Genomic DNA, 21,490 nt, shown 5'->3' with positions numbered 1-21,490 from the left:
CTGTTGGTGTCGGCGGCGCCAGGTGGACCACCACAGCAGGTGGTCGCGGTCTCGTCTGGGCGGCGGAAGGACCAAGGCCCGTAGCAGGCGGAGGAGTTCGTGGCTGCTGAGGGGGACGAGGTCGGCCTTGTGGGGATCGTCGCGGGTGGTCTGGGTCCACGTGGACGGCGGGCCGTTCCCTTGTGGCCCCCGGTGCAGCGCGTGGCTGTGCCGAGGGCCGATCGCCTTTGGGCGTCTACTTGATCTGTTTCGGTACTGGTCCCGGGGCTATCGGTCGATGCCGAGGTAGCGGGCGAGGTGGAGGATGATTTCTTGGGTGTATGGGGTGAGCCGGAACAGCGTTTTGCTGATCAGTTGGGTGGCGGCGGTGGTGAGGTTGGCGAGGCTGGCGGTGTTCGTCGGTACGTTCTTGATGTCGGGTTCGAGGGTTTGGACGAGGTCGTAGATGCTGGCGAAGCCTTCGCTCTGCAGGGCTTTGGCGAGGGAGGCGGGGGCGTTGGTGGTGGCGGCGACGGGGTCGAGGAGGCGGCTCACGAAGGTGACCCGGTGGAAGACGCGCCAGCAGGGGGGTTTCTGGTCGGCCTGGTGGGCTTGGCGCAGGGCGGCGGCCTGGGGTGAGGTGGCGAGCCAGAGCGGGTCGATGACCTTGCCGTAGAAGTCCTCGAAGTTGTCCTTGGTGACGTCGAGGTAGAAGGTCATGAAGCGGTAGGCGTCGACCCGGCCGGGGGCGTTGACGGGTTGGTTGGTGGTGGGGTCGTAGACGGGGGTTCCGCTGCCGGTGTAGCGCTGGAGGTCCCGGCCGCCGGGGCACTCGACGTCGAGCCCGAACGTCTTGGTGGAGGTTTTTGCCCTGGTGCGGGTGACGCTGCTGCCGCCGGACATGCTGGCCTCGAAGCCCATCTTCGCGCCGCCCGCCGCGCCCTTGAGTTCGAACATGCCGCCGCCGCTGATGGTGCCCTTGATGGAGTAGGAGCCGCCGGTGGTCTCGGTGACCGTGTCGGTGGTCTCGTTGGACTCGGCGAAGAAGCCGCCACCGGCGGTCCAGACGTAGGTATTGGCCAGGTTGCGCCGGGCGGAGGACTTGCTGGCGATCTCCTTGACCTTCTCGGTAGTCCGGTCGGGGGCGTGGGTTTCGGTGGAGACCGAGTCGTAGAAGCTCTGCAACTGTTGGGCCTGGCGTTCGACGCGGCGTTTGAGGGCGTACGCCTCGCGGGGTTTGAAGTAGCTGTACTCGGCGCCGTCACCGGCGGTGGGGTAGTGGGCGGGGTCGGAGAAGGGGCCGGTGAGGCCGTAGCCGACGAGCCCGTCGAGGGTGCCCTGCTTGGTGTACAAGGGGTTGATCTGGAATTCGATGATGTTCCAGTCGCGGGGGATGTCGGGGTTGGGCATCATCCGGTAGGCGACGAGCGCGCCGGTGTGTTCGAGGCGCAGGGCGAAGACGTCGGCGGTTTCGGACTGGACCAGGGCGTAGCCGGTGTTGGCCGGTACCCACCGCTGGCCGGCGGCCGGGTTGAGCGGGTGGTCCGGGTCTTCCCACGCGCCGCTGAGCGCGACGGCGCTGGTGCGGGTGGTGTTGCTGCCTTCGGAGACCTCGGCGTCGCTGGTCCAGCCGTTGGAGTAGTCGAGGCCGAATTCGAGGTTGCCCTCATTGGCGAGTTTGAAGATTGGTGCAGCTTTACCGAAGCCGAAGGGTGCAGCGATGCCGAGGACGTCGGCCGAGACCTCCCAGGAGAAATTCATCTTCGCCGAGACATCCATGCTGGTCTCCCGGCTGGACGACAGGGTGTTGGTGACCTCTTCGGCCTGGACGAAGGAAACCTTGGTGGCGTCGACGTAGTCGTCGGTACCGGGTCGCTTGACGAGGTTCTCGGAGGGGACCGGGGGCGCTCCCTCGATGTAGCCGACGAGTTGCGGGTCGAACTGGGCCTGGCCGACCCAGGTGCTGGCAAGGTTGCCGACCTTGTAGCCGGTCACCAGGTACCAGCGGCCGTCCTGCTGGTAGGTGTAGCAGCGTTTCATCACCCCGCGAACGCCCCGGTGCGGGACCCGTTGGACGTCGGCGTACTCGGCGACCGCCGGCGCGGTGCTGATCAGTTCGTGGAAGGTGGTGCGGATGCCGGTCAGGGCGGAGCGGACCTCGGCGGTGTCGGTGGAGATCGGTGCGGTGGACAGCACGACGGTGGGCTCGCCGCCGCTGGTGGTGGTGAGGTTGTTCCCGCGCGGTCCGGCGTCGAGGACCGGGGCGCCGGTGACGGTGGAGGCGGCGTCGAAGGGGTAGTAGCAGACCAGGTCTTCGGACTCGCCGCGCAGGCGGGTGAAGACGTTGTCGAGGATCTGTTCGCCGGTCCTCGCGGTCTGCCACACCCGGATCTCGTCCAGGTTGCCGGTGAAGGCGTCGCGCAGGGTGTTGTCGGTGGTGGTGACGCCGCCGACGGTGAACTGCTCGGGGCCGTAGCCGGCGGTCACGACGGTGTCGGTGGCCGGGACCGGGTCGGCGGGGGTGGCGTCGCCGTCGTGGTAGAGCCGGAACAGGTTGGCGCCCGGGTCGGGTGTCTTGACCCAGGTGGCGCCGTGCAGGCGGCCGGTGTAGGTGCTGGCGACGTCAGCAGTGGTGTTCCCGGTGTCCTCCGGGAACGTCCACTGGGCGACCAGCCCCGGCGTGGTTTCGGTGACCGCCACGCCGATCTTCGCCGCCTCCCGCGCCACGCTCCACAGCCGTACCTCGCTGATCACGCCGCGCAGCCCGTAGCCGGTCTGGCCGCTGCGGCAGCGGCCGATCTCCAGGACCTGATCATTGCCCGTCTGCGCCGTGCCGGTGAGAGTGGCGCTGCCCGCTGCTGCGCCGTTGACGTAGAACTGGATGTCGGAGGCGTTGAAGTTGTTCGGGTTGGGTTTGCGGGTGACCGCGACCCGGGTGAACACGCCGGCCTGAAGTCTGGTGGTCGAGACGGCAACGCCCGGCTGGACGGCCGCGGTGTTCTCGTAGGTGAAGGCGAGCGCCCCGTCGGGCTGAACATAGAGGTTGTACGGCACGGTCCCGCCGGCGCCGTCGGCCAGCCCGCCCTTGCAGACCAGGCCCTGAGTGCCGCCGAGGGTGTCGAGCCGCAGGGAGACCTCGATCGTCATGTCGCCGGTGATGTTGAGGGCGTCGGCGCGGCCCGTGTCGAGCCACGCGGCGCCGTCGAAGCGCAGTGCCCAGTCCTGCTCGAACGCCGCCGCGAGGTGGCTCCACTGCCCGGCAGGGTAGACGTCGCGGCTGCGGACGAGCTGGTCCCCGACCCCGGCGAGGACCTTGTATCCGGGGAAAGCGGAGCCAACGACCCTGGGGTTCCCGGCGATTGTCGCGTTGTTGCCCCGCCCGGTCAGGTCCGTGGTCCGCCGGCCGAGGAAGTTCCAGTAACCGAGCAGCCCCGCCTCCCGGCCGGTCAGCCGGCGGTCCTTGTCCGCCTTCAACTCCTCCGCGGTTCGGGCGCGCCCCCAGACGCGCACCTCGTCCATATGGACATATGCCAATCCGCCGGTGCCGGCTTGGCCGAGCCAGAGCTTGCCAGTACCTGAGAAGTGACCGGTCGCGGTGTCGCGAGCGACTTCCACACCGTCCCGGTAGATGATCTGCTGACGGTTGGTGCCCTCACGGTCGTACACGCACGCCCAGTGGTGCCAGCTCTGATCGCTGTAGCTGCTCGGGACTTCCACGCCGTCGCCCCAGAAATCCATGGTGAAGCCATTGCCAGCGCGGAACCCGATGTGCAGGCTTTTGTCCGTTGTGCCGTCGGCGCCGAGGCCAACCATGTAGTCGTTCCGGCCGGTCGCCAGGCGCTTGGCCCAGAACTCCACGGTGAAGGAGGTGCTGGTCAGGTTGATGCCGGTGCCGCAGTCGAGGGAGTCGTTGCTTCCGTTGAACTCGAGCGCCGAGGGGTAGGGCGCGCTGCAGACGCCGAGGGTGTACCGGGTGGCGGGGGTGCCGGGCAGGCTGGCGTGCACGATGCGGGTCTGCGGACCGATAGACCCCTGGTTGGCCCAGGCTTCCAGGGTGAGGTCGCCGACCATCGCCGCCCGGGGACGCTGGGCCGCCGGGAGAGCGAGCCGCTTGGTGCCATCGAAGGCGAACGCTCGCCCGGGGGCGTGGCCCCGCCACCTGTTGCCCCGACCGGCGACAACGTCGGCGGCCGTGCCGTCGGGGACGGCACCGGTGGCGCCACCGGCATCGACGGCGACGATCAGCGAGCCGTTGTCCAGGCGCTCCCCGGGACGGCCGGCGACGGCGGCGGTGTAGCTGTAGACGACCGTGCGAACCGGCGCGCCCGCCGGGACGGCGGCCGGGCTGACGCTCAGGGTGAAGGTGGTGGCGCCGACGGGCGCGGCGTCGCGCAGCGTGTGGACGACCCCTGCGACGCTGACCCGGGCGCTCGCCGCCAGCGCCACCGACAGCGGCGCGGCGAGGGTCACGGTGGCGGCCTGGACCGAGGCGACCGCGCCCAGCAGATCCCCGGTCGGGGTGCCGTTGAGAACGGCCGCGAACAGGTCGGCACGCCGGGGCACCAGAGCAAACGTCTCGGTGTGGGTAGTGCTGTTGACCGTACGGGTGATCGTCACCGTGCAGTGGTCGGCGTCCGGGCCGGCGGAGACGGTGAGGCTCAGCTCGGGCAGGGCGACCCCGATGTCCCGGCTGGCCAGCGTCAGCCGGCCGGAGGGCAGCGCGATCTGCTTGGCTGCCCGGGAGGCGGTGACGTCGTAGTAGACAGAGAAGAACTGCCCGTCGACACCGCGGAAGTACAGCACCACGTCACCGGTCGCGCTGTCGAGCAGGACCGGAGTGTCCTGGCTCCACGCGAACGCCAGCACCGCGCCGAAAACGCTCAGCCCGGCACTGTCGACCGAGACCGTCGGCATCGCCAGGGTCACGTCGTCGCCGCCCTGCAACCCGCCGCTGAGCACGGCCAACCTCGCCTGCTGGTCGGCCAGCAGCGTCTCGTCCCGGGCCAGTTGCGCCCGCGACTCCTCCTGACTGCTCAGCGCCGCGTTGTAGGGGCCGGCCACCGACCCCAACGCTCCCAGCAACTCGCTCGCACGGGGCGAGCGATCGGACGGCGATATCCAGCCCCCTTGGTCGTAGCAGTAGCCGGAGTTCACGAAGCTCCAGTACCTGTCGTTCCAGTACTGGTACGACGGCTGAAGCTGCCGCGCGGACTGCTCCGCCTCGTCGAGGAGACGCTGGGTCGCGACCATCCTCGCCTGCGTGGTCGTGACCGCGGTCTGGGCCGCGCTGAGCAGATCCATGTCGCTGGTCGGGTTCGGGCGCCCGATAGTGGACAGCGTCACCGACCGGGGCACCCGCGCGAGCCGCCCGTCGGCCGCGAGAGCCAGGTCGAGGGTTGCGAGCAGCGGGCTCCCGCCCGGGACGGCGGTCTCGACCGTCGGGCACGCCAGCAGAACCCTCGCCTGCCGCTTGGCCGCGCTCGGCCGGTCGGCGTAACCGGCAGCAGTCTCCTCCTGCTGGAAGTACAACACCGCCGACACCCCGGAAACCAGCGACCGGCCCGCAATACCGAACGTCTCCCTCGACAGGCCCGGACTGTCACCCACCGCCGCACCCGAGGTCAGCCACACCGCGCGACCCCGGACGGTGCCGTCGAACCCGTTGTCGGTGTGGTCGGCGACGCTGCTCCCACCACCCTCGTCAAAGCGGTAGTAGGTGACCAGCCCCGGCTCGACCCCGGCCAGCCGGCGACGGAAATCCCGAGTCAGGTCAGCGGCCGGCCGCGCCCTGCTCCAGACGCGAACCTCGTCGAGGTCACCCTTGAAGAACTCGGCGGCGCCGGTTCCCGACGGCCGGGCACCGACAAGCGTCACGACTCCCGAAGGAGCGGAAGGGGTGAACGACATTGGCCCGGAGGCCACCTCGACCCCGTCCACGTACAGCCGGCCCTTGGGTGTCGTGCCGCTCTCGAACACCGCCGCGACGTGGGTGAAGCGGTTGGTCGACACCGCCGCGTTGGGCGAGGTGACGGTGTTCCCGGCGCCGGGATGGGCCAGCGCGAAGGCCCCGGAGGCAGTCAGCCGCAGCGTGAACGATCCCGCCTGCGTCCCGTCCCCGGCGGCCACGATCACCCCACCGGCCGTGGCCGGGCTGACCCAGGCCTCCACCGTATAGCCGCCCTGCAACCGTGCACTCGGCCCACTTCCCAGGTCGACGTAACCGTCCTGCCCGTTCAGCCGCAGCGCCGCCCCCGCCCGGTCGGTCGGCAGCGGAACCGGCACCAGCGGCTTCTTCGTAAACGGATCCACCCCGGGCTCACGCTCCAGCACTGAGGCCGCGTACCGGGGGTCCGAGCTGGTGTAGAACTGGGTGCCCGCGAGATTGAAGAGCCCGTCGTCGGCCCGCTCGACGTTGAACGAGTCGAGCCGGCCGGTCACCTTGTTCACCGCGAACAACTGCCACCGCGACACGCCGTCGACCTGGGTGGGCAGCAACATCACCGCGAACTCACCATCGGCGACGTTGCGGACGAAGGACAATTGGCGGGTCGGCTCGTAGAACGGGTCACCGTCCAGGTCCCTCGTGCCGAGCGTGTCACTGCTGGACGCGGGCACGGTCTTGCTCCGGCTACGCCGGTACCGCACCTCCAGCACCGGCTTCACCGTCGCACCCACCTGCACGAACCGGTCGCACAGCATGGTGTTGGTCACCAGAGGCACCTTCGCACCGGCCGTCTGGGCGTAGTCCGTCCGGGCCGCGTCCCCGGACGCGCCGCCGCCGGTCAAGCGGAACAACGCGTCCGGATGCATCTCGTCCACGGACTGGCGGAACAACAGCAGGTACCGGCCGTCGGAGACAACCTGGAACGGCGCCTGACCACCCAACCGAGCCGTCGTGGACAGGAACGGATCCAGATCCTCGGACTGTAACTGCACACCGCCGGACACCTCAGCCCGCCCACCCGACCGCACCGCCGGCACCTCAACCGTCTCACCAGCACCGAAGCCGACCTCGGTCACCTCGGCCGGAAACGTGAGCAACGGCGGATTGTCGACCCAGTACGAACTGTCGATCTCGCCCCGCTCGCGGCTGCCCAGATCCAGGTTCAGCACGCTGTAGTAGATACGCCGGGAGTCGTCCATGGCGAACGCCACCGTCGTCCCCTGGTGACGCACCATCGTCGTATACACGTACTTCCTGTCGCTGTACACCCTGACCAGATTCTTGTTCGGCACTCACGACCTCCAAATCGACGGCCCACGTACGTGGGCACGAGAAACGGCGGGATCAGCTCATGCACTGAACCCTTCTAGCGAAAACCAACTACCTGGGCATCCGAATTGGCCATCCGGAACCCGTGGAGCAGCGACGAACCGACGCCGAAAATATGAAGCATGTACGGCGGAAGACTCCTGCCCGATCGAGAAAAAATTCGGAATCTTGTTCGGCAAATTTTGCCCGGACCACCTGAAAAGCTCCGAAGCCCACACGCGCAAAGCGGATCGGCTCGCACTGCGCGGACGACCGCTTAGATCACTCGGTGAACATCGAATACGGCCAGTGGATCAAGAGACATCATGGTCGGCCCCGGGTGGCGACCGTAATCGAACACCCGGCTTATTTCTTTGGAGGAGGGCAACTTCCGCGAAAAGAGGCTAAGTCGACCTGTTCGGTCTCGTTCGATTTCGATTCGGAACGAAATGGTGATACGAGCGGTCGACGGCTCGGGCTGTTGAGCTCTGACGGGTCGCCCTCTCGCGACTTCTTCGCCGACTATCCCCATAGCCGACCATATTCTCTACCCCTCCCCTGAGCAGTGTCCCCGATTCTCGGATACCGAGTTGCTGTGCGTCAAGAGGCGGTCGACTCAGCGTCACAGCCCATTCTTCCCCCGATGTTTTATCGCATGGTGCGTCCTTGGTTCGGCGGTGTTGGTTCTCGCCAAGATGCGATGTTCCGGTTTCATGTCGGTGGAATGGTGTCAGTGACGGCACGTCAGGTGTGGGGGGTTTGTGCTGGTGGTAGCGAGGTTGGGGGATCGGGTCACTGACATGGGGTGGTACATGGGGATCATGTCGCTGACACGGAGCGGTACACCCCCTTGTGCTCCGCTGTCATGGGAACGGCACTTCTGATCCTTGAGCGGCTGTGTGGCGGCATCGTGGGCTGGTATGGAGAACGGTGGCGTTGTTGGTGCGGGCGGCGGACTGCCTGTGGCGTCGCGGGTGGCACTACGTGGTCCGGCGGTCCGGCGGTTGCTTGCGCTGCAGGTGGGGGGTGAGCTGACTGCAGGCCACGTCGGGGTGGCTGCGGTAGCGCTGGGGGTGGCGGAGCGCACGGTGTGGCGGTGGCTGGCCGCCGCTGCTGAGAGCGATGAGGCCGCGGCTGCCGCTCCGGCGGACCGTAGCCGGGCCGGTGTGAGGTTCACGATCACCTCGGAGGTGCGCGGTCTGCTGGTGTTGTGGAAGGGGAACGTACGGGCGGTCCACCGGGAATTGACGGTCCGGGCGGCCCGCCAGTCCCCGTCCGGTGCAGTGCCGTCGCTGACGACGCTGCATCGGGCGATCCGTCGTGATCTGTCACGGCAGCCGTAGTTCCGGCGTCTGGGCTGGTCAGCGCGCTGAGGGGCTGGGTGCGGGCATGGGTGCGGCCACCGCGATCATGAACGTTTGTGACGACGTATCAAGAGACGGTGGCCGTAGAGGCCACGATAGCCGAGCAGGCGTGGGCCGAGACGTTCGGGAGGGCGATGGCTGCGGTCGCGGGCTGTTTCGCGCGGCGCGAGACGCGAGCGACTATGGCGGAGCTGGTCGCGGGGCTGCTGATGGAGGTGGACACGCGCAACTGCTGGACGCTCGGGCAGGCGCTGGGGCACCCGGGTCCGCACCGGCTGCAGCACCTGCTCTCCCGGGCCCGGTTCGACCACGAACGGGCACGGGGGGAGATCGCCCGCCTGGTGGCCGGTGAACTCGCGGGCCAGGAAGTGGTGTTGGTGGCCGACGAGACGGGGGACGCGAAGTCCTCCACAGACTGCGTGGGGGCCGGCCCGCAGTACTCCGGTGCGCTCGGCGGCGTCGGCCTGTGCCAGGTGGCGGTGCATCTGGCGGCGGTCACCGCAACCATGAAGGTGATCGTGGACCGGGCCCTGTACCTCCCGGCGGACTGGGCCGCGGACGAGGAGCGCCGCGAGGTGGCCGGGGTCCCGGAGGAGGTCGTGTTCGCGACGAAACCACAGCAGGCGCTGTCCATGGTGACCGGCGTGCTCGCGTCCGGTCTCGATGCCCGATGGTTCGCAGGCGACGAGGTGTACTGCGGTCGTGAACTGCGCCGGGGAATAAGGGCGTTGGGCCTGGGCTACACAGTCGGTATCGCCGCGACCTACCAGGTCACCGACGGGGCCGGCCACCGGTGGGAGGCCCGCAAGCTGATCAACAAGGTGCGGCCCGAGCAATGGCTGCGCCGGCGGACAGGGCACGGCGCGAAGGGCACCCGCGAGTACGACTGGGCCTGGCTCGAGGTCCGCCCCGACGACACTCCCGACGGGAACGGGAACGGGAACGAGAACGCGGCTGGGGCTGGGGCTGGCACGAGTGTGCTGGTCGCACGGCGGCACCGCTACACCGGCGAGGTGTCCTACTTCCGCTGCTGGGCACCCGGCGACGTCCCGCTCGGCACGCTGGTGGAAGTGATCTGCCGGAGGTGGCGGATCGAGGAGACCTTCCAACTCGCCAAGGGCTTCACCGGACTCGACCAGGGCCAGGTGACCTGCTGGAACTCCTGGATGCGCTGGTCACTGTTCTCCCTGATCGCCGCCGCCGTCCTCGCCCTCACGGCCGCAGCTGTCCATGATGGCTCCGAGCGGCAGCCCGGACTCGTCCCGCTGACCTGTCCCGAGCTCATCCGTCTCCTGCGGGCCATCGTGCTGTCACCACCCGCCCGCGACCGTGACCACGTCCTGCACTGGACCGCCTGGAGACGCCATCACCAAGCCGTCGCAACCGCCTGCCACCAGCAACGACACCGCCGCCACGACCAGCCGTGATCAAGAACTACAGCTGCCGTGACTGTCACGGGAGGCGCACCCGCAAGCACCCTCTCCTGCACCGGCGCCCGCCACGAGACCACCACCGGCAACCTCGACCTCCACGCCCGCCGGTACAACACCGCCACCGGCCGCTTCAACAGCACCGACCCGGTGACCCAGAGGAACCCCGGCCGCCGAACGGCCGGGGTTCCTCGATGCGGTGGTCTCGGCCGTCAGGTGGAACCGGCCCCGCCGTGAACCGTTCGCCCACACGCCTGCAGACCGCACAACATCACGGTCACGTGAATCGGGAAGATCAGCGTTGCAGGGTGAGGACGCCCGGCCGCCACGGCAGGCGGTTGTATTCGCCGCCCGCGTTGGGGTCCTTGCCCTGGTAGAGGAACTGCAGGTTGCAGGGATCGATGGTCATGGTCTGGTCGGGGTTGTTGCGGACCAGGTCACCGTGGCTGATGTCGTTGGTCCAGGTGGCACCGCTGTTGGCCCTGCCCGCGAAGGGGTTGCTCTCACTGGCGGCCTGCGGGGTCCATGACCCGTTCAGGCTGGAGGCCGTGAAGGAGCGGAAGTAGCGCCCGTTCGCGCCCATCGCCTCGACGATCATGAGGTACTGGTTCTGGCCCTGGACCTTGTAGACCTGTACGCCCTCGAAGAGGTTGGCCTTCGTGTCGCTCATGATCGTCGTGTACGACGATCCGAAGTTGCCCGGGAAGTTCCCGATCGGCATGCTCGCCCGGTAGATCTTGCCGTTGTCACCGGCGAAGAACAGGTACATGTTCTGGCCGTCGGCGATCAGGGTCTGGTCGATCGGGCCGGTGTCGGAGCCGGAGATGCTCCCGGTGAACAGCGGCTGCGGGGAGGACCAGCCGTTGGGGTTGGTGGGGTCGCTCGACGTGCGGTAGATGAAGGGCCACGCACCCCACTGGTATGCCAGCACCCAGATGTTCTTGGGTGCGAAGTAGAACAGCGTGGGCGCCACCGCGGCCTGGCTCATCCCACTCTGGCCGGCCGACGCCATGTCCGACCAGTTCGTGAAGGGACTGAACATCATCGAGCCGTACGACGATCCCGACACGTTCGACGCGTAGACCAGGTGCCTGCCGTTGTGCGTCACGGTGGTGAAGTCCTTCACCGCGGCCCACCCGTTCGCCGGCTGCGCCAGCACACCCGTCGACGTCCAGCGGTACGTCGACGGAAGAGAACACGTGCCGTCCGTCGGCGGTGTCCCGGTCAGACCGGTCCACTTCTGGTTGCTGCCACCGTTGCACGTCCACAACTGCACCGCCGTGCCGTTGGCCGTACCGGCGCTCGCGGCCTCCAGGCACAGCCCGGACTCCACGCCGACGACCGTGCCGTCGGAGTTCACCCGCCACTGCTGGTTCGCGCCGCCGGAACAGGTCCAGATCTGTACCCGGGTACCGGCCGTGGTGGCGTGGCCCGGAACATCCAGGCACTTGTTGCCGTACACCGTCAACTGGTTGGCGTCCGTCCACGTCCACTGCTGGTTGGTTCCGTTCCAGCAGTCGTAGATCTGCAGGGACGCGCCGTCGGTCTGGACGGCACCCGTCACATCGAGGCACCGGCCCGAACCGACACCGCGCAAGGCGCCACTGGCAGCCGCCTGAGCCGGAGTGGCGACGAGCATCGCCGCCAACGCGGCCAGGGCCGCGACCACGGCGGCGAGCACCGCAGACGGATGCCTGAGGCTGAAACTTCCTCTGCGCATAGGGACTTCCTCCAACTTGAGTAGACGGTTCCGGTTGGCCTCGTCGGAGGCCGAGCGCCCGGGTTGCACGGTCGAAGAGAGGGCGACGGCAAAGAGTTGGCGAGGTCATGACATACGTATACGCACGACTCCGCGCGGCACCGCGTTCGGGCGGTGCGACCCGGGGTCGTTGCTGCGCGATGGAGCGACTCGACGCGTTCGTCGTATCGAACAAGGGTCGAAGTGTCGGCCGCCCCCAATGATAGGGAGCCGGTGAACGGCGTCAACACCTCTCGCATGTATCGCTGTCGATACCGAAACATTTGCGGGAACCGGTGGACGAAATGTCGCACACCTCGACCCATGGCCGAGCCGCAACACACTTACCACTGGAGTGGAGGTGACCCAGCGAGGCCCGGACATCAAATGCTTTACGCCGACACGGAAGCGGCGAACAAGGGGCGACGCCCGGAGGTCGCCCAACTCACTAAACTTCGAAAGTTTCGAAAGAGCAGCAGAAAGTTTTCCTGGCGCGAGTATTGACGATGCATCATCAATACCTCAATCATTCCTGTCTGAGGAACCGGCCACAGCACGACACTTCGAACCGCGCCGGCCTTGGGGAATCCGTTCCGCAGGGCAGATCCACTCGACAACTGCACACAGATCCGTGCGCCACCGCGCCACCCCGTTCGCTCCGGTGAGGTTCGCACCAGCACGTCCTGGCTCTTCACGCGGTTGGAGAGGCAGGCGACGCCGCGTGGGGTCCCCCGACTGAGCCGCGATGGAGTACCCCCCATGCCTGTGTCGGAGATCAACCCGTCCCATGACCGCGGTGCCCGGTGATTCCGTGCTGCCCGGGCTCCGGCCCGCCCCGTCCGTCGAATGGGCGCGGACGCCGCAAACCCCTGCTTCAGTCCTTCCGTGATTTCTACCTTGGAGGCACAGTCATGGGCTCGTATGCCCTTCCCGGACCAGTGGTCCGCCGGCAGATCCGCAACCTGCTGTTGGCGCTGGTCGTCGGCGTCCTCGGTGCGGTCGCCACACTGGTCGCGCCGCCGACCGCACACGCAGCAGAGAGCACGCTCGGCGCCGCAGCGGCGCAGAGCGGCCGCTACTTCGGCACCGCCATCGCCTCGGGCAGGCTGGGCGACTCGACGTACACGACGATCGCCGGCCGTGAGTTCAACTCGGTGACGGCCGAGAACGAGATGAAGATCGACGCCACCGAACCGCAGCGGGGCCAGTTCAACTTCACCTCCGCTGATCGCGTCTACAACTGGGCGGTGCAGAACGGCAAGCAGGTGCGCGGCCACACCCTGGCCTGGCACTCCCAGCAGCCCGGCTGGATGCAGAGCCTGAGCGGCAGCACACTGCGCCAGGCGATGAATGACCACATCAATGGCGTGATGGGCCATTACAAGGGCAAGATCGCCCAGTGGGACGTCGTGAACGAGGCCTTCGCCGACGGCAGCTCGGGAGCCCGGCGGGACTCCAACCTGCAGCGCTCCGGCAACGACTGGATCGAGGTCGCATTCCGCACCGCGCGCGCCGCCGACCCGGCGGCCAAGCTCTGCTACAACGACTACAACGTCGAGAACTGGACCTGGGCCAAGACCCAGGCCATGTACGCCATGGTCCGGGACTTCAAGCAGCGCGGCGTGCCGATCGACTGCGTCGGCTTCCAGTCGCACTTCAACAGCGGAAGCCCCTACAACAGCAACTTCCGCACCACTCTGCAGAATTTCGCCGCCCTCGGCGTCGACGTGGCCGTCACCGAACTCGACATCCAGGGCGCCTCGGGCACGACTTACGCCAACGTGACCAACGACTGCCTGGCCGTCCCGCGCTGCCTCGGCATCACCGTCTGGGGTGTGCGTGACAGCGACTCCTGGCGATCGGAGGACTCACCGCTGCTGTTCAACAACGACGGCAGTAAGAAGTCCGCCTACACCTCCGTCCTCAACGCACTCAACGGCGGCTCCACCACGCCCCCTGCGGATTCCGGACAGATCAAGGGCGTTGGTTCGGGCCGCTGCCTGGACGTGCCGAGCGCCGGCACCGCCGACGGAACGCAGCTGCAACTGTGGGACTGCAACGGCAACACCAACCAGCAGTGGATTTCCACCGCCGGAGGCGAGCTCCGGGTCTACGGCAACAAGTGCCTGGACGCAGCCGGGACCGCTAACGGAGCCAAGGTCCAGATCTACAGCTGCTGGGGCGGCGACAACCAGAAATGGCGCCTCAACTCCGACGGATCCATCGTCGGCGTCCAGTCCGGCCTCTGCCTCGACGCCGTCGGCAACGGCACCGCCAACGGAACCCTGATCCAGCTCTACTCCTGCTCGAACGGCAGCAACCAACGCTGGACCCGTTCCTGAGGGGACCTGCCACGAAGAAAGGGCGAAAACGATGAGGGCCGTTGGTGCTTCTCCGCCCTTTCAGGTAGACGTCGTTGATGGTCCCTGGTCGCCTCCGTGGCGGCGGTGACCCTCGCGATCGGCAGGCTCGCCGCGCTGAATCCGGCGCCCGCCGCGGCTACGACAGTGAATCCCAGCAGCAGGCCGGCCACAACTCGGCCAACCAGCAGTTGGCAGGACTCCCTGCGGCTGTTCGGCGACGGCGGCGTCATCACGTCCATGACCGTCTGGAAGACGGGCAACACGACCGGCTGACCTGACCACGTGTACAGGCAACACGACCGGCTGACCTGACCACGTGTACAGGCAGCACGGCGGCTACCGGGTCCCCGTGCCCACAACCTGTTCGGTCCGCAGCCTCGTGGCTGCGGACCGAACAGGCGTCTGTCCGCCGTGGAAGCCGTGGGCACCGGAGCCCTGGTTCCGCTGCGCCGTGGCACGGCTGCCCGCCGCGTCGTCGAGGCCGCCCGCGCATCCGGAATCTGCGGCCGAGGGCCACACGGCGCCCTCGGGCAACGGTCCTCGTCACAGCCACCCATGAACAGGGAAGCGGTGCGTGACTCATCCGAGATCGGCCAGCGGGTCGTCCACCGTGTCGAGGCGCACGGGCAAGGAGCGCCCGCCACCCGGGGCATGTCCAACAGCCACTCCGCCGCCATCCGTTGGTCCTCCGTGGGTGAGTTCAGCGATACACGCTCGTCCGCGACCTGGCCGCCGGCCTCACCGCGTCACGCAGAGCGGGCCGCCGAGCGCGTCGGTGCGGGCGGCGAGCCGACCCGCCGCGTCCACCTCGTAGCTGAGTGTCGGGGGTCGTGGAAGGCCCGAGAGTCCCGGGTCCAGATACGCACCGAACACGGCCCGGACGGGCCGCTCTCTCGGTTTCAAGGAGTGTGGATCCGGGACGGCAGCTCGCGCCGCCGCTGGGGAAACGTAGCGGGACGCCCGTGCCGGCGTACTTGCCCCCTTGCCGATGCTCCGGTCCGCACGGCCACCCTCATGAATTCGCAGGTCGGACCGCCCAACGGGTCGCCCCGTCCGCTCGACCCGCTGCGATGAGGAAAACAGGTCGAGCGACCCACCCAAGCCACATAATCGCAGGTCAGGCGCCCTTCTCTGCAGGTTCCAAACTAGCTACGCACTCAACATGCGACGTCATCGGAAACACGCCACCCGGGGTGAGGCTGGAAAAAACTGCAGGTCAGGTGCCCTCTCCCGCATGCATGCGGGCCGCCGGGCGCGCAGAGCGTCAAAGGGGCGTCACGGCGGTAGGCGAGAGCATGACCGTCCCATGACATCCGCTCCGCCTGGACGGCCTGATCCCAGAAGCCGCGCGCGGCTCCTTTGAGGCGGCGCCATCTTGAAGCGGCTGGTCAGCTGGGGCGGCGGGACCCCGGTTCGCGGTGCTCGTACTGGTCGTGCGCGGCAGCCTGGGGTGCAGATCGTCCGGCAGGGCGGTTTGCCGAACTGGCTGACGCGTCGCCGGTGACCCGCCGTCCGCCGACCGGCTCGCGCCGTGAGCGCCTTCGGCCCTTCGCAGCCTCCGGCGACCTCGGAGAGGGCCACTGCCGACCACAGTGGCGTCAGGGGACTGCGATCCGTCGAGGCTGCCCCTGCGTCACCGGCCGGACCTCCCGGCTCGCTCACCTGGCGACCGCCTTTTCGCGGCGCCCGGCGTCACGCGGCGGAGCGGTGTGCACGCGACGCTTCGGCCAACGACCGGTGGTAGGCCGCGAGACGGGCCGCCCGGCCGATCGTCAGGGCTCCGACCAGGCGTCCCGCCCGGTGGTAACTGGCCTCCAACCGCCGGGTGGAGGAGTCGATCTCGTGGATCTCCACCGTGTCGGCGACGGCGGGGAGACCCACGGAACGAATCCGGACGCCGTGCAGGTCGGACCAGAAGGACGGAACCTCGTCGAAGGCGGGGCTCCCCGCACCGCGCAGCAGGGTGCGGGCCGCTGTCACCGCCTGATCCACCGCGTTGGTCCAGTGGCCGAGCGCCAGGGCCGCACCGTCCGCCAGCGGTTGCGGAGCCCTGGCGACGTCTCCCGCGACGACGACGTCGGGTACGGGCGTGCCGTCCAGGGCCAGGGCACGCAGGCGGGTGTCGCAGTGCACGCCGCCATCGGTGCGCAGGCCGGAGTCGCTGAGCCAATCGGTGGCGGGCAGAGCACCCAGGGCCAGGACCGCGGCATCGGCCGTGACGTCGGTCCCGTCGGTCAGTCGCGCGCCGGAAAGACCGCCGTCGGCGGCGGTCCGGAATTCCGTCACCGCCGTGTCGGTACGGAGGTCGATGCCCGCCTCCCGGTGCAGCATGGCGACGAATGCCCCCACCTCGGGTCCGACAACGCGCTCCAGGGGGGCGGCCCCCGTCTCCACGAGCGTGACGTCGAGACCGCGGGCCCGGCCGGCCGCGGCGATCTCGCCGCCGAGGAAGCCCGCGCCGACGACGAGCAGGGAGCGGCCTTGGGCGAGTGCGCCCCGCAGCCGCGTGGCGTCGTCGTGGCCGCGCAACGTGAACACACCCCTGGACGGAGCCGGAGGCCCGGCGCTTCGGCGGGCCGTGGCGCCGGTGGCGATCACCAACCCGTCGTACGGCAGTCGTGTCCCGTCCGAGAACGCGACGGTCCTGGCCCGGAGGTCCAGTGCGACCGCGGTCCGCCCCAGCAGCCAGCGGGCGCGGAGTCCGTCGGAGACCGGGAGTCTCGTGGCCGGCGGATCGTGCTCGGCGGTGAGGAACTCCTTGGACAGCGGGGGGCGGTCGTAGGGGGTGAGGCGTTCGTTCCCCACGAGGGTCAGCCTCCCGGTGAAGCCTTCGGCCCGCAGCGTCTCCGCTGCTCTGACACCGGCCAGGGAGGCGCCGACGATCACGATGTCCCGGGGGCGGGAAGAGGTGGCGGTCACGAGGCGGTCGCCGAGAGGGAGGTGATGGCGCGGACGGGGCAGGCGGCGGCGGCCTTCTCCACCTTCTCGCGCAGCACGTCGTCGGGGGTGGCGTCGTGGACGAGATAGTCCTCGTCGTCGAAGGAGAAGACCTCGGGCGCCGCGAAGACGCACTGCCCGTGGCTCTCACACAGGTTCATGTCCACGGAGATCTGCATGGGGCTCCTGCGGTGTTCGGAAGTGGTCGGTGAGCGACGCGCGCTCAGGCAGCCGGCGGATTGAAACGGGAGTAAGCGGGTTCGGACCACCGCAGCGGGGAGGCCGCCATGACCTCCCGTACGCCCGTGACGGCGAACTCGACGATCCGCTGCGCGCCGGGGATTCCGGCGGTCTCCTCCGCGTCCCAGACCGTGCGGGCACTGCCGGTGAGGTGCAGGGCGGTCCCCGTGTTCCAGCCGGGTACGAAGATGCCCGCGGACGCGTTGCGTTCCAGGTTGCCGAGGGTCAGGAACATGGCGTTGCCGGCGTAGTCGGGCCAACGCAGCAGGGTCGGGGAGAGGACGCGGACGAAGCCGGGGTTGCCGCCCCGGTGGGAGGCGTCCGCGTCGCCCCGGTCCGACGCGGTGGCGATGAAGAAGGTGTCCGCCTCGCGCAGCGTCCGCTGCTGGTCGGGACTGAGTTCGGTGCCGTGGATGACGGTGCGCGCGGCTTCCCCGTCGTCCGGCGCGAACCTGCGGTGGTCCCGTTTCTGTATGTACTTGGGGCAGTTGGCGACGACCTGGTCGAGTGCGACACGCAGTTGGTCACCGGTTCGGACGGCCCGTCCGTTGACGCGCATCCTGCGGCGGGTGGCCGGTTCGATCGCGATCGTGCCGATCCGGGCGGGGGCGCCGGCCCGGGCCTCGGTGAGGAGTCCGGCCAGCGGGTCCTCGGGCCGCGGCAGCGCGCCGATGGTCAGGGTGGAGCCCGCCGCTTCGAGGAAACCGGGCGGGCCGGTGAGCTGGGTGGCCCAGATCCGGCCGTCGCGGTCCGTGCCGCCGATCACGATCATCGGTTGTTGGGCCAGGAACGCGGCCGCGACGTCGGGGACGGCGTTCTGGATGGCTCTGCGTGAGAACTCCGCCTGTTGGGCGAGGCCCGCTCGCCCCTGCACAGTGATCTCGCCGCGGTGATAAGCGATCACGGCATGTCCTTCCGGCTGCGGAGCCCGTGCGTACGCCGGGGGACGTGGCGTACGCACGGGGCGGGGTGGTGGCTCGACACCGTGCGGTGCTTAGAAGAAGCCGCAGGTGGGGGCGTCGGCGGTCGGGGCGTCGGCCGGGTCGGCGCCGGTGGGCGCGTAGATCTCCAGGCGGATGCCGTCGGGGTCGGTGAAGAAGATCCCGCCGGAGGCCCCGCTCTCGCCGTGCGGCACGACTCCCTGGTAGGTGAACTCCGCGCCCAGCGTGCGCAGGACCTCCTCCGTGGCCCTGACCTCCTCGATCGTGTCGACCTGGAAGGAGAGGTGGTGCAGGCCGGGCTTGTCGGTCGCGAAGCTGCCCTCGCTCTGCTGCCAGAGAGTGACGAGGAGTCGCGAACCGCGACCGAGGAAGGCCCAGCGTCGGCCGTCCTCCTTGCCCTCGGCCAGAACCTCGAAGTCGAAGACCTCCCGGTAGAAGGCGAGCGAACGGTCCAGATCGGTGACGTTGAGGCCGATGTGGCCGGTCTGCAGGTTCTTCGCCTTGCTCATGGTCTCCCCCAAGTTGTCGTGGGGCCGCGAGACGCTCTCGCAACCGTTGAAAATGACTTTAGTGGTTAGAGGTGAAAGGGGTCAACCGCTGATCTTCCTTTGGCCGGTTAGTATCGGGAGGGCAGCTCCGACTGCCCCGCGACGGAAGGACCCAGCCATGCCGCACCCCTTCGGCGCCGACCCGCGGCCGCTCACCGGCGAACCGCTCGCGCTCGATCTGCTCAACACCCGCTGGATCGACGCCGAGGGGCACCACGACCTGCTCGACTCGGTCGACGGGCTCGCCGTCTGGCTGGCCGGTGCGTCCGTGTGGGCCCGGACCGGCCCCCTCACGCCGACGGCGGACCGGGCCACCCTCGAACGGCTGCTGGAGACCCGCGCGGCGCTCGACGCCCTGGTCCTGCGGGAGGACCCGTCGCCGGCGCGGGCCGTGGCCGCGCTCAACGATGTCCTGGCGAACGGCCGCATACGCCGGCGGCTGGAAGCCGACGGAGCACCGGGGTCCGTGGTCGAGCTGACGCAGCCGGCGTGGGCTCTCGCCTGGTACGCGGCCGAGAACTGGCTGCACCTGGTGGCCGAACGGCCTGACCGGATCCGCCCCTGCGCGAACGAGGCATGCGTACTGCACTTCTACGACGTCTCCAAGAACGGCACCCGCCGCTGGTGCTCGATGGCCGGATGCGGCAACCGGGCGAAAGCGCAGCGCCACTACGCGCGCCGCAGCACTTCCTGAACCGGCCGGTGCCGCGCACGCCGGACTGGCCCGGACCTCCAGGGAGGTCCAGGCCAGTCCTCGGGCACCGCTCACGGCAGGGACGTCGGCCGCGGTTCCTCGGGCGCCGGCGGGAACCCCTCGCCGGCCCGGCGGTCGCGCAACTGCGCGCGGCGCACCTTGCCGGAGGCGGTGCGTGGCAGGACCGGCACGAACTCCAGCACTTTGATCCACTCCTCCGAGGGAAGCTCAGCACACGCCGGCGCCAGGAGGGTCCGGGCGGTCTCCGGGCCGGGCAGGTGGCCGTCGGCCGGAACCACATACGCCTTCGGAGCCCACAGGCCCACCGGACCGGGCACCGGCACGACAGCCGCGTCGTCGACCGCCGGATGGCGCAAGAGGACTTCTTCCAGTTCTCGCGGAGAGATCCGGTGGCCGAAGGACTTGAACATGCCGTCCGAGCGCGCCAGGTAGCTGAGCGATCCGTCCAGCTCCCGCCGTGCCAGGTCGCCCGTGTGGTAGTGACCCCCGCTCAGTACCTTGTGCGTCCGTTCGGGGTCTCCGACGTAACGGCGCATCAGCCCCAGCAGCCGTACGAAAAGAGCCAGGCAGATCTCGCCGGGTTCGCCGTCGGGACGGGCGACCCGGTCTCGGGGTCCAGGAGCACGACCGCGTAACCGGGCAGCGGGAAGCCCATGCTGCCCGGCCGGCCAGGGCGACCGGGAGGGTTGCCGATCTGGGCGGTGTTCTCGGTCTGGCCGTATCCGTCGCGCAGGTCCAGGCCCCAGTGCCTGGCCACCAGGGCCGGTTCCAGGGGCCTCGCCCACGGCGACGACCTCCCGCAGTTCGGGCGGCCGGTCTCCCAGCCCTCGCGCTGCCAGGCCGCGCCATACGGTCGGCGGGGCGCAGAAGGCCGGCACCGCCCGGGTGCGCAGGACTTCGAGCACGTGTTCAGGAGTGCTGCGGGCGGTGTCCAGCGCGAGCACGGTCGCCTCGGCGGTCCACGGTACGAAGAGCGAGCTCCAGGCGTGCTTGGCCCATCCCGGCGCGGAGATGCTGAGGTGCACGTCCCCGGGGCGCACACCGTTCCCGTACATGCCGGAGAGGTGGCCGACGGGGGATCTGACGTGGATGTGCTCCACCATCTTCGACTGGGACGTGGTGCCGGAGGTGAGGTAGCGGAAGAGCGGGTCGTCCGACCCGGTCGACGCGTCGGGGGTGAAGCCCTCGGGTGCGGTGCGGGAGTCCGCGTACGCTGCCGGCCCGCGGCTTCGCCGCCGACGGCGATGCCGGTCCACTCACCCGTAAACGGGCCGAAGCGCGGGGTCAGATGCGCCTCGGCGATGACGTGGCGCACGCCTCCGCGATCCAGGCGGTCCCTCAGCTCGGCGGCCGTCACCGTGGTGTAGGTCGGGATGACGACGGCCCCCCGTTTGATGGCGGCCGGCATCGTCTCCCAGACCTTGACGCGGTTTCCGAGCATGAGGAGCACGGGTCGCCGCGGCGCACCCCCTGTGTGCACAGCCAGTTGGCGACCTGTCCCGAGCGGCGGGACAGCTCGCGGTAACCGGTCGTCCGGTCCGTCCGCGGTCCGCCGGTCCCGACGATGCGCAGTGCGGTGCGGTCGTGCGGGGCGGCGGCCGTGTCGAAGTGGTCCAGGGCCAGTTGAAGTGCTCGAACCGGGCCAGCGGAAGTCCGCGACTGCTTTCGCCAGGTCCGTGCGGTGCGGCAGACCGCACTCACCGAGTCGCGTCACGGCCACGTCGGCTGTGCCGCGCCACCCGCACCCGGTTTCCGCACCCGACCGTGCACCACTCGCGGCGGGAATGACTCTTGACGAAGTAGAGGACACAACCCGGCGCGGGGCATGCTCTCAGCAGCTCCGCGCCGGTGCCCGCGCCCGCGAACAGGGCCACCGCCTCGGCCGCGATCCGGGCCAGAGCCGCGCGCCGAGGATCGTCCTCGGACCGGCGGCCGATCACCGTGATGAGCCCCTCCCCCTGCACCAGTTTCCTGCCACGAGGC

15 protein-coding genes and 1 pseudogene are annotated in these 21,490 nt (G+C 69.1%); 5 read left to right on the top strand and 11 right to left on the bottom strand.

Annotation, left to right across the window (positions count from 1 at the left end):
- Positions 1–267: 267 nt before the first annotated feature.
- Positions 268–7,215, bottom strand: coding sequence for a LamG domain-containing protein (locus OG524_RS28910; protein ID WP_405811943.1), 6,948 nt, complete (start codon positions 7,213–7,215; stop codon positions 268–270).
- Between the two features lie 1,436 nt (positions 7,216–8,651).
- Between OG524_RS28910 and OG524_RS28905 the strand changes: the two genes are divergently transcribed.
- Both OG524_RS28905 and OG524_RS28900 read left to right on the top strand, forming a co-directional pair.
- On the top strand, positions 8,652–10,022 hold the full coding sequence (locus tag OG524_RS28905; protein ID WP_405811942.1) for an IS701 family transposase: 1,371 nt from the start codon (positions 8,652–8,654) through the stop codon (positions 10,020–10,022).
- Between the two features lie 18 nt (positions 10,023–10,040).
- Complete coding sequence (locus tag OG524_RS28900) at positions 10,041–10,262, top strand: hypothetical protein (RefSeq protein ID WP_405387782.1); 222 nt, start codon at positions 10,041–10,043, stop codon at positions 10,260–10,262.
- Positions 10,263–10,320: 58 nt separating this feature from the next.
- Here OG524_RS28900 and OG524_RS28895 read toward each other — a convergent pair whose 3' ends face one another.
- Positions 10,321–11,745 (bottom strand): non-reducing end alpha-L-arabinofuranosidase family hydrolase, encoded by a 1,425-nt coding sequence (locus OG524_RS28895; RefSeq protein WP_405811941.1) that lies wholly within the window; start codon positions 11,743–11,745, stop codon positions 10,321–10,323.
- 929 nt (positions 11,746–12,674) lie between these two features.
- Between OG524_RS28895 and OG524_RS28890 the strand changes: the two genes are divergently transcribed.
- Together OG524_RS28890 and OG524_RS28885 are read left to right on the top strand one after the other, a co-directional pair.
- A complete protein-coding gene (locus OG524_RS28890) occupies positions 12,675–14,105 on the top strand; it encodes an endo-1,4-beta-xylanase (RefSeq protein WP_405387785.1) in 1,431 nt (476 codons plus the stop codon).
- A 105-nt stretch (positions 14,106–14,210) separates the two neighbouring features.
- Positions 14,211–14,399 carry a hypothetical protein gene (locus tag OG524_RS28885; RefSeq protein ID WP_405811940.1) on the top strand — a complete coding sequence of 63 codons (189 nt, stop codon included), beginning with the start codon at positions 14,211–14,213 and terminating at the stop codon, positions 14,397–14,399.
- A gap of 465 nt (positions 14,400–14,864) precedes the next feature.
- On the opposite strand, the gene OG524_RS28880 is transcribed toward OG524_RS28885, so the two are convergent.
- The 5 genes from OG524_RS28880 to OG524_RS28860 all read right to left on the bottom strand — a co-directional run bounded on the left by OG524_RS28880 (position 14,865) and on the right by OG524_RS28860 (position 18,753).
- Positions 14,865–15,029 (bottom strand): hypothetical protein, encoded by a 165-nt coding sequence (locus OG524_RS28880; RefSeq protein ID WP_405811939.1) that lies wholly within the window; start codon positions 15,027–15,029, stop codon positions 14,865–14,867.
- Positions 15,030–15,818: 789 nt separating this feature from the next.
- Positions 15,819–17,045 carry an NAD(P)/FAD-dependent oxidoreductase gene (locus OG524_RS28875; RefSeq protein WP_405811938.1) on the bottom strand — a complete coding sequence of 409 codons (1,227 nt, stop codon included), beginning with the start codon at positions 17,043–17,045 and terminating at the stop codon, positions 15,819–15,821.
- Positions 17,042–17,242 (bottom strand): ferredoxin, encoded by a 201-nt coding sequence (locus OG524_RS28870; protein WP_405387788.1) that lies wholly within the window; start codon positions 17,240–17,242, stop codon positions 17,042–17,044. Before OG524_RS28870 ends, OG524_RS28875 begins: the two co-directional genes overlap by 4 nt.
- A 44-nt stretch (positions 17,243–17,286) precedes the next feature.
- Positions 17,287–18,207, bottom strand: a complete 921-nt coding sequence (locus OG524_RS28865) for a pyridoxamine 5'-phosphate oxidase family protein (protein ID WP_405811937.1) — start codon at positions 18,205–18,207, stop codon at positions 17,287–17,289.
- Between the two features lie 90 nt (positions 18,208–18,297).
- Entirely contained in the window at positions 18,298–18,753 is a 456-nt protein-coding gene (locus OG524_RS28860; RefSeq protein WP_405811936.1) for a VOC family protein, read from the bottom strand.
- 157 nt (positions 18,754–18,910) lie between these two features.
- On the opposite strand from OG524_RS28860, the gene OG524_RS28855 reads away from it, so the two are divergent.
- Positions 18,911–19,486, top strand: coding sequence for a CGNR zinc finger domain-containing protein (locus OG524_RS28855; protein WP_405387791.1), 576 nt, complete (start codon positions 18,911–18,913; stop codon positions 19,484–19,486).
- 71 nt (positions 19,487–19,557) lie between these two features.
- Here the strand turns inward: OG524_RS28855 and OG524_RS28850 are convergent, their stop codons facing one another.
- The 4 genes and pseudogenes from OG524_RS28850 to OG524_RS28835 all read right to left on the bottom strand — a co-directional run bounded on the left by OG524_RS28850 (position 19,558) and on the right by OG524_RS28835 (position 21,381).
- A complete protein-coding gene (locus OG524_RS28850) occupies positions 19,558–19,917 on the bottom strand; it encodes an AMP-binding enzyme (RefSeq protein ID WP_405812515.1) in 360 nt (119 codons plus the stop codon).
- Between the two features lie 125 nt (positions 19,918–20,042).
- On the bottom strand, positions 20,043–20,264 hold the full coding sequence (locus tag OG524_RS28845) for an AMP-binding protein (RefSeq protein WP_405812514.1): 222 nt from the start codon (positions 20,262–20,264) through the stop codon (positions 20,043–20,045).
- 82 nt (positions 20,265–20,346) lie between these two features.
- Positions 20,347–20,763: pseudogene (locus OG524_RS28840) on the bottom strand (AMP-binding protein); the annotation flags it as partial.
- Positions 20,764–21,204: 441 nt separating this feature from the next.
- A complete protein-coding gene (locus OG524_RS28835) occupies positions 21,205–21,381 on the bottom strand; it encodes a CGNR zinc finger domain-containing protein (RefSeq protein WP_405812513.1) in 177 nt (58 codons plus the stop codon).
- Between the last annotated feature and the right edge of the window lie 109 nt (positions 21,382–21,490).

The sequence above is a fragment of the Streptomyces sp. NBC_01520 genome, from assembly GCF_045040375.1.
Taxonomy (GTDB): domain Bacteria; phylum Actinomycetota; class Actinomycetes; order Streptomycetales; family Streptomycetaceae; genus Streptomyces.
This window is presented reverse-complemented; position numbering and strand designations above follow the sequence as displayed.

Coding starts and splice junctions, on each gene's coding strand:
- OG524_RS28895 (WP_405811941.1), bottom strand. CDS start 11,745: ATGCGCAGAGGAAGTTTCAGCCTCAGGCATCCGTCTGCGGTGCTCGCC.
- OG524_RS28890 (WP_405387785.1), top strand. CDS start 12,675: ATGGGCTCGTATGCCCTTCCCGGACCAGTGGTCCGCCGGCAGATCCGC.
- OG524_RS28870 (WP_405387788.1), bottom strand. CDS start 17,242: ATGCAGATCTCCGTGGACATGAACCTGTGTGAGAGCCACGGGCAGTGC.
- OG524_RS28860 (WP_405811936.1), bottom strand. CDS start 18,753: ATGAGCAAGGCGAAGAACCTGCAGACCGGCCACATCGGCCTCAACGTC.
- OG524_RS28855 (WP_405387791.1), top strand. CDS start 18,911: ATGCCGCACCCCTTCGGCGCCGACCCGCGGCCGCTCACCGGCGAACCG.
- OG524_RS28850 (WP_405812515.1), bottom strand. CDS start 19,917: ATGTTCAAGTCCTTCGGCCACCGGATCTCTCCGCGAGAACTGGAAGAA.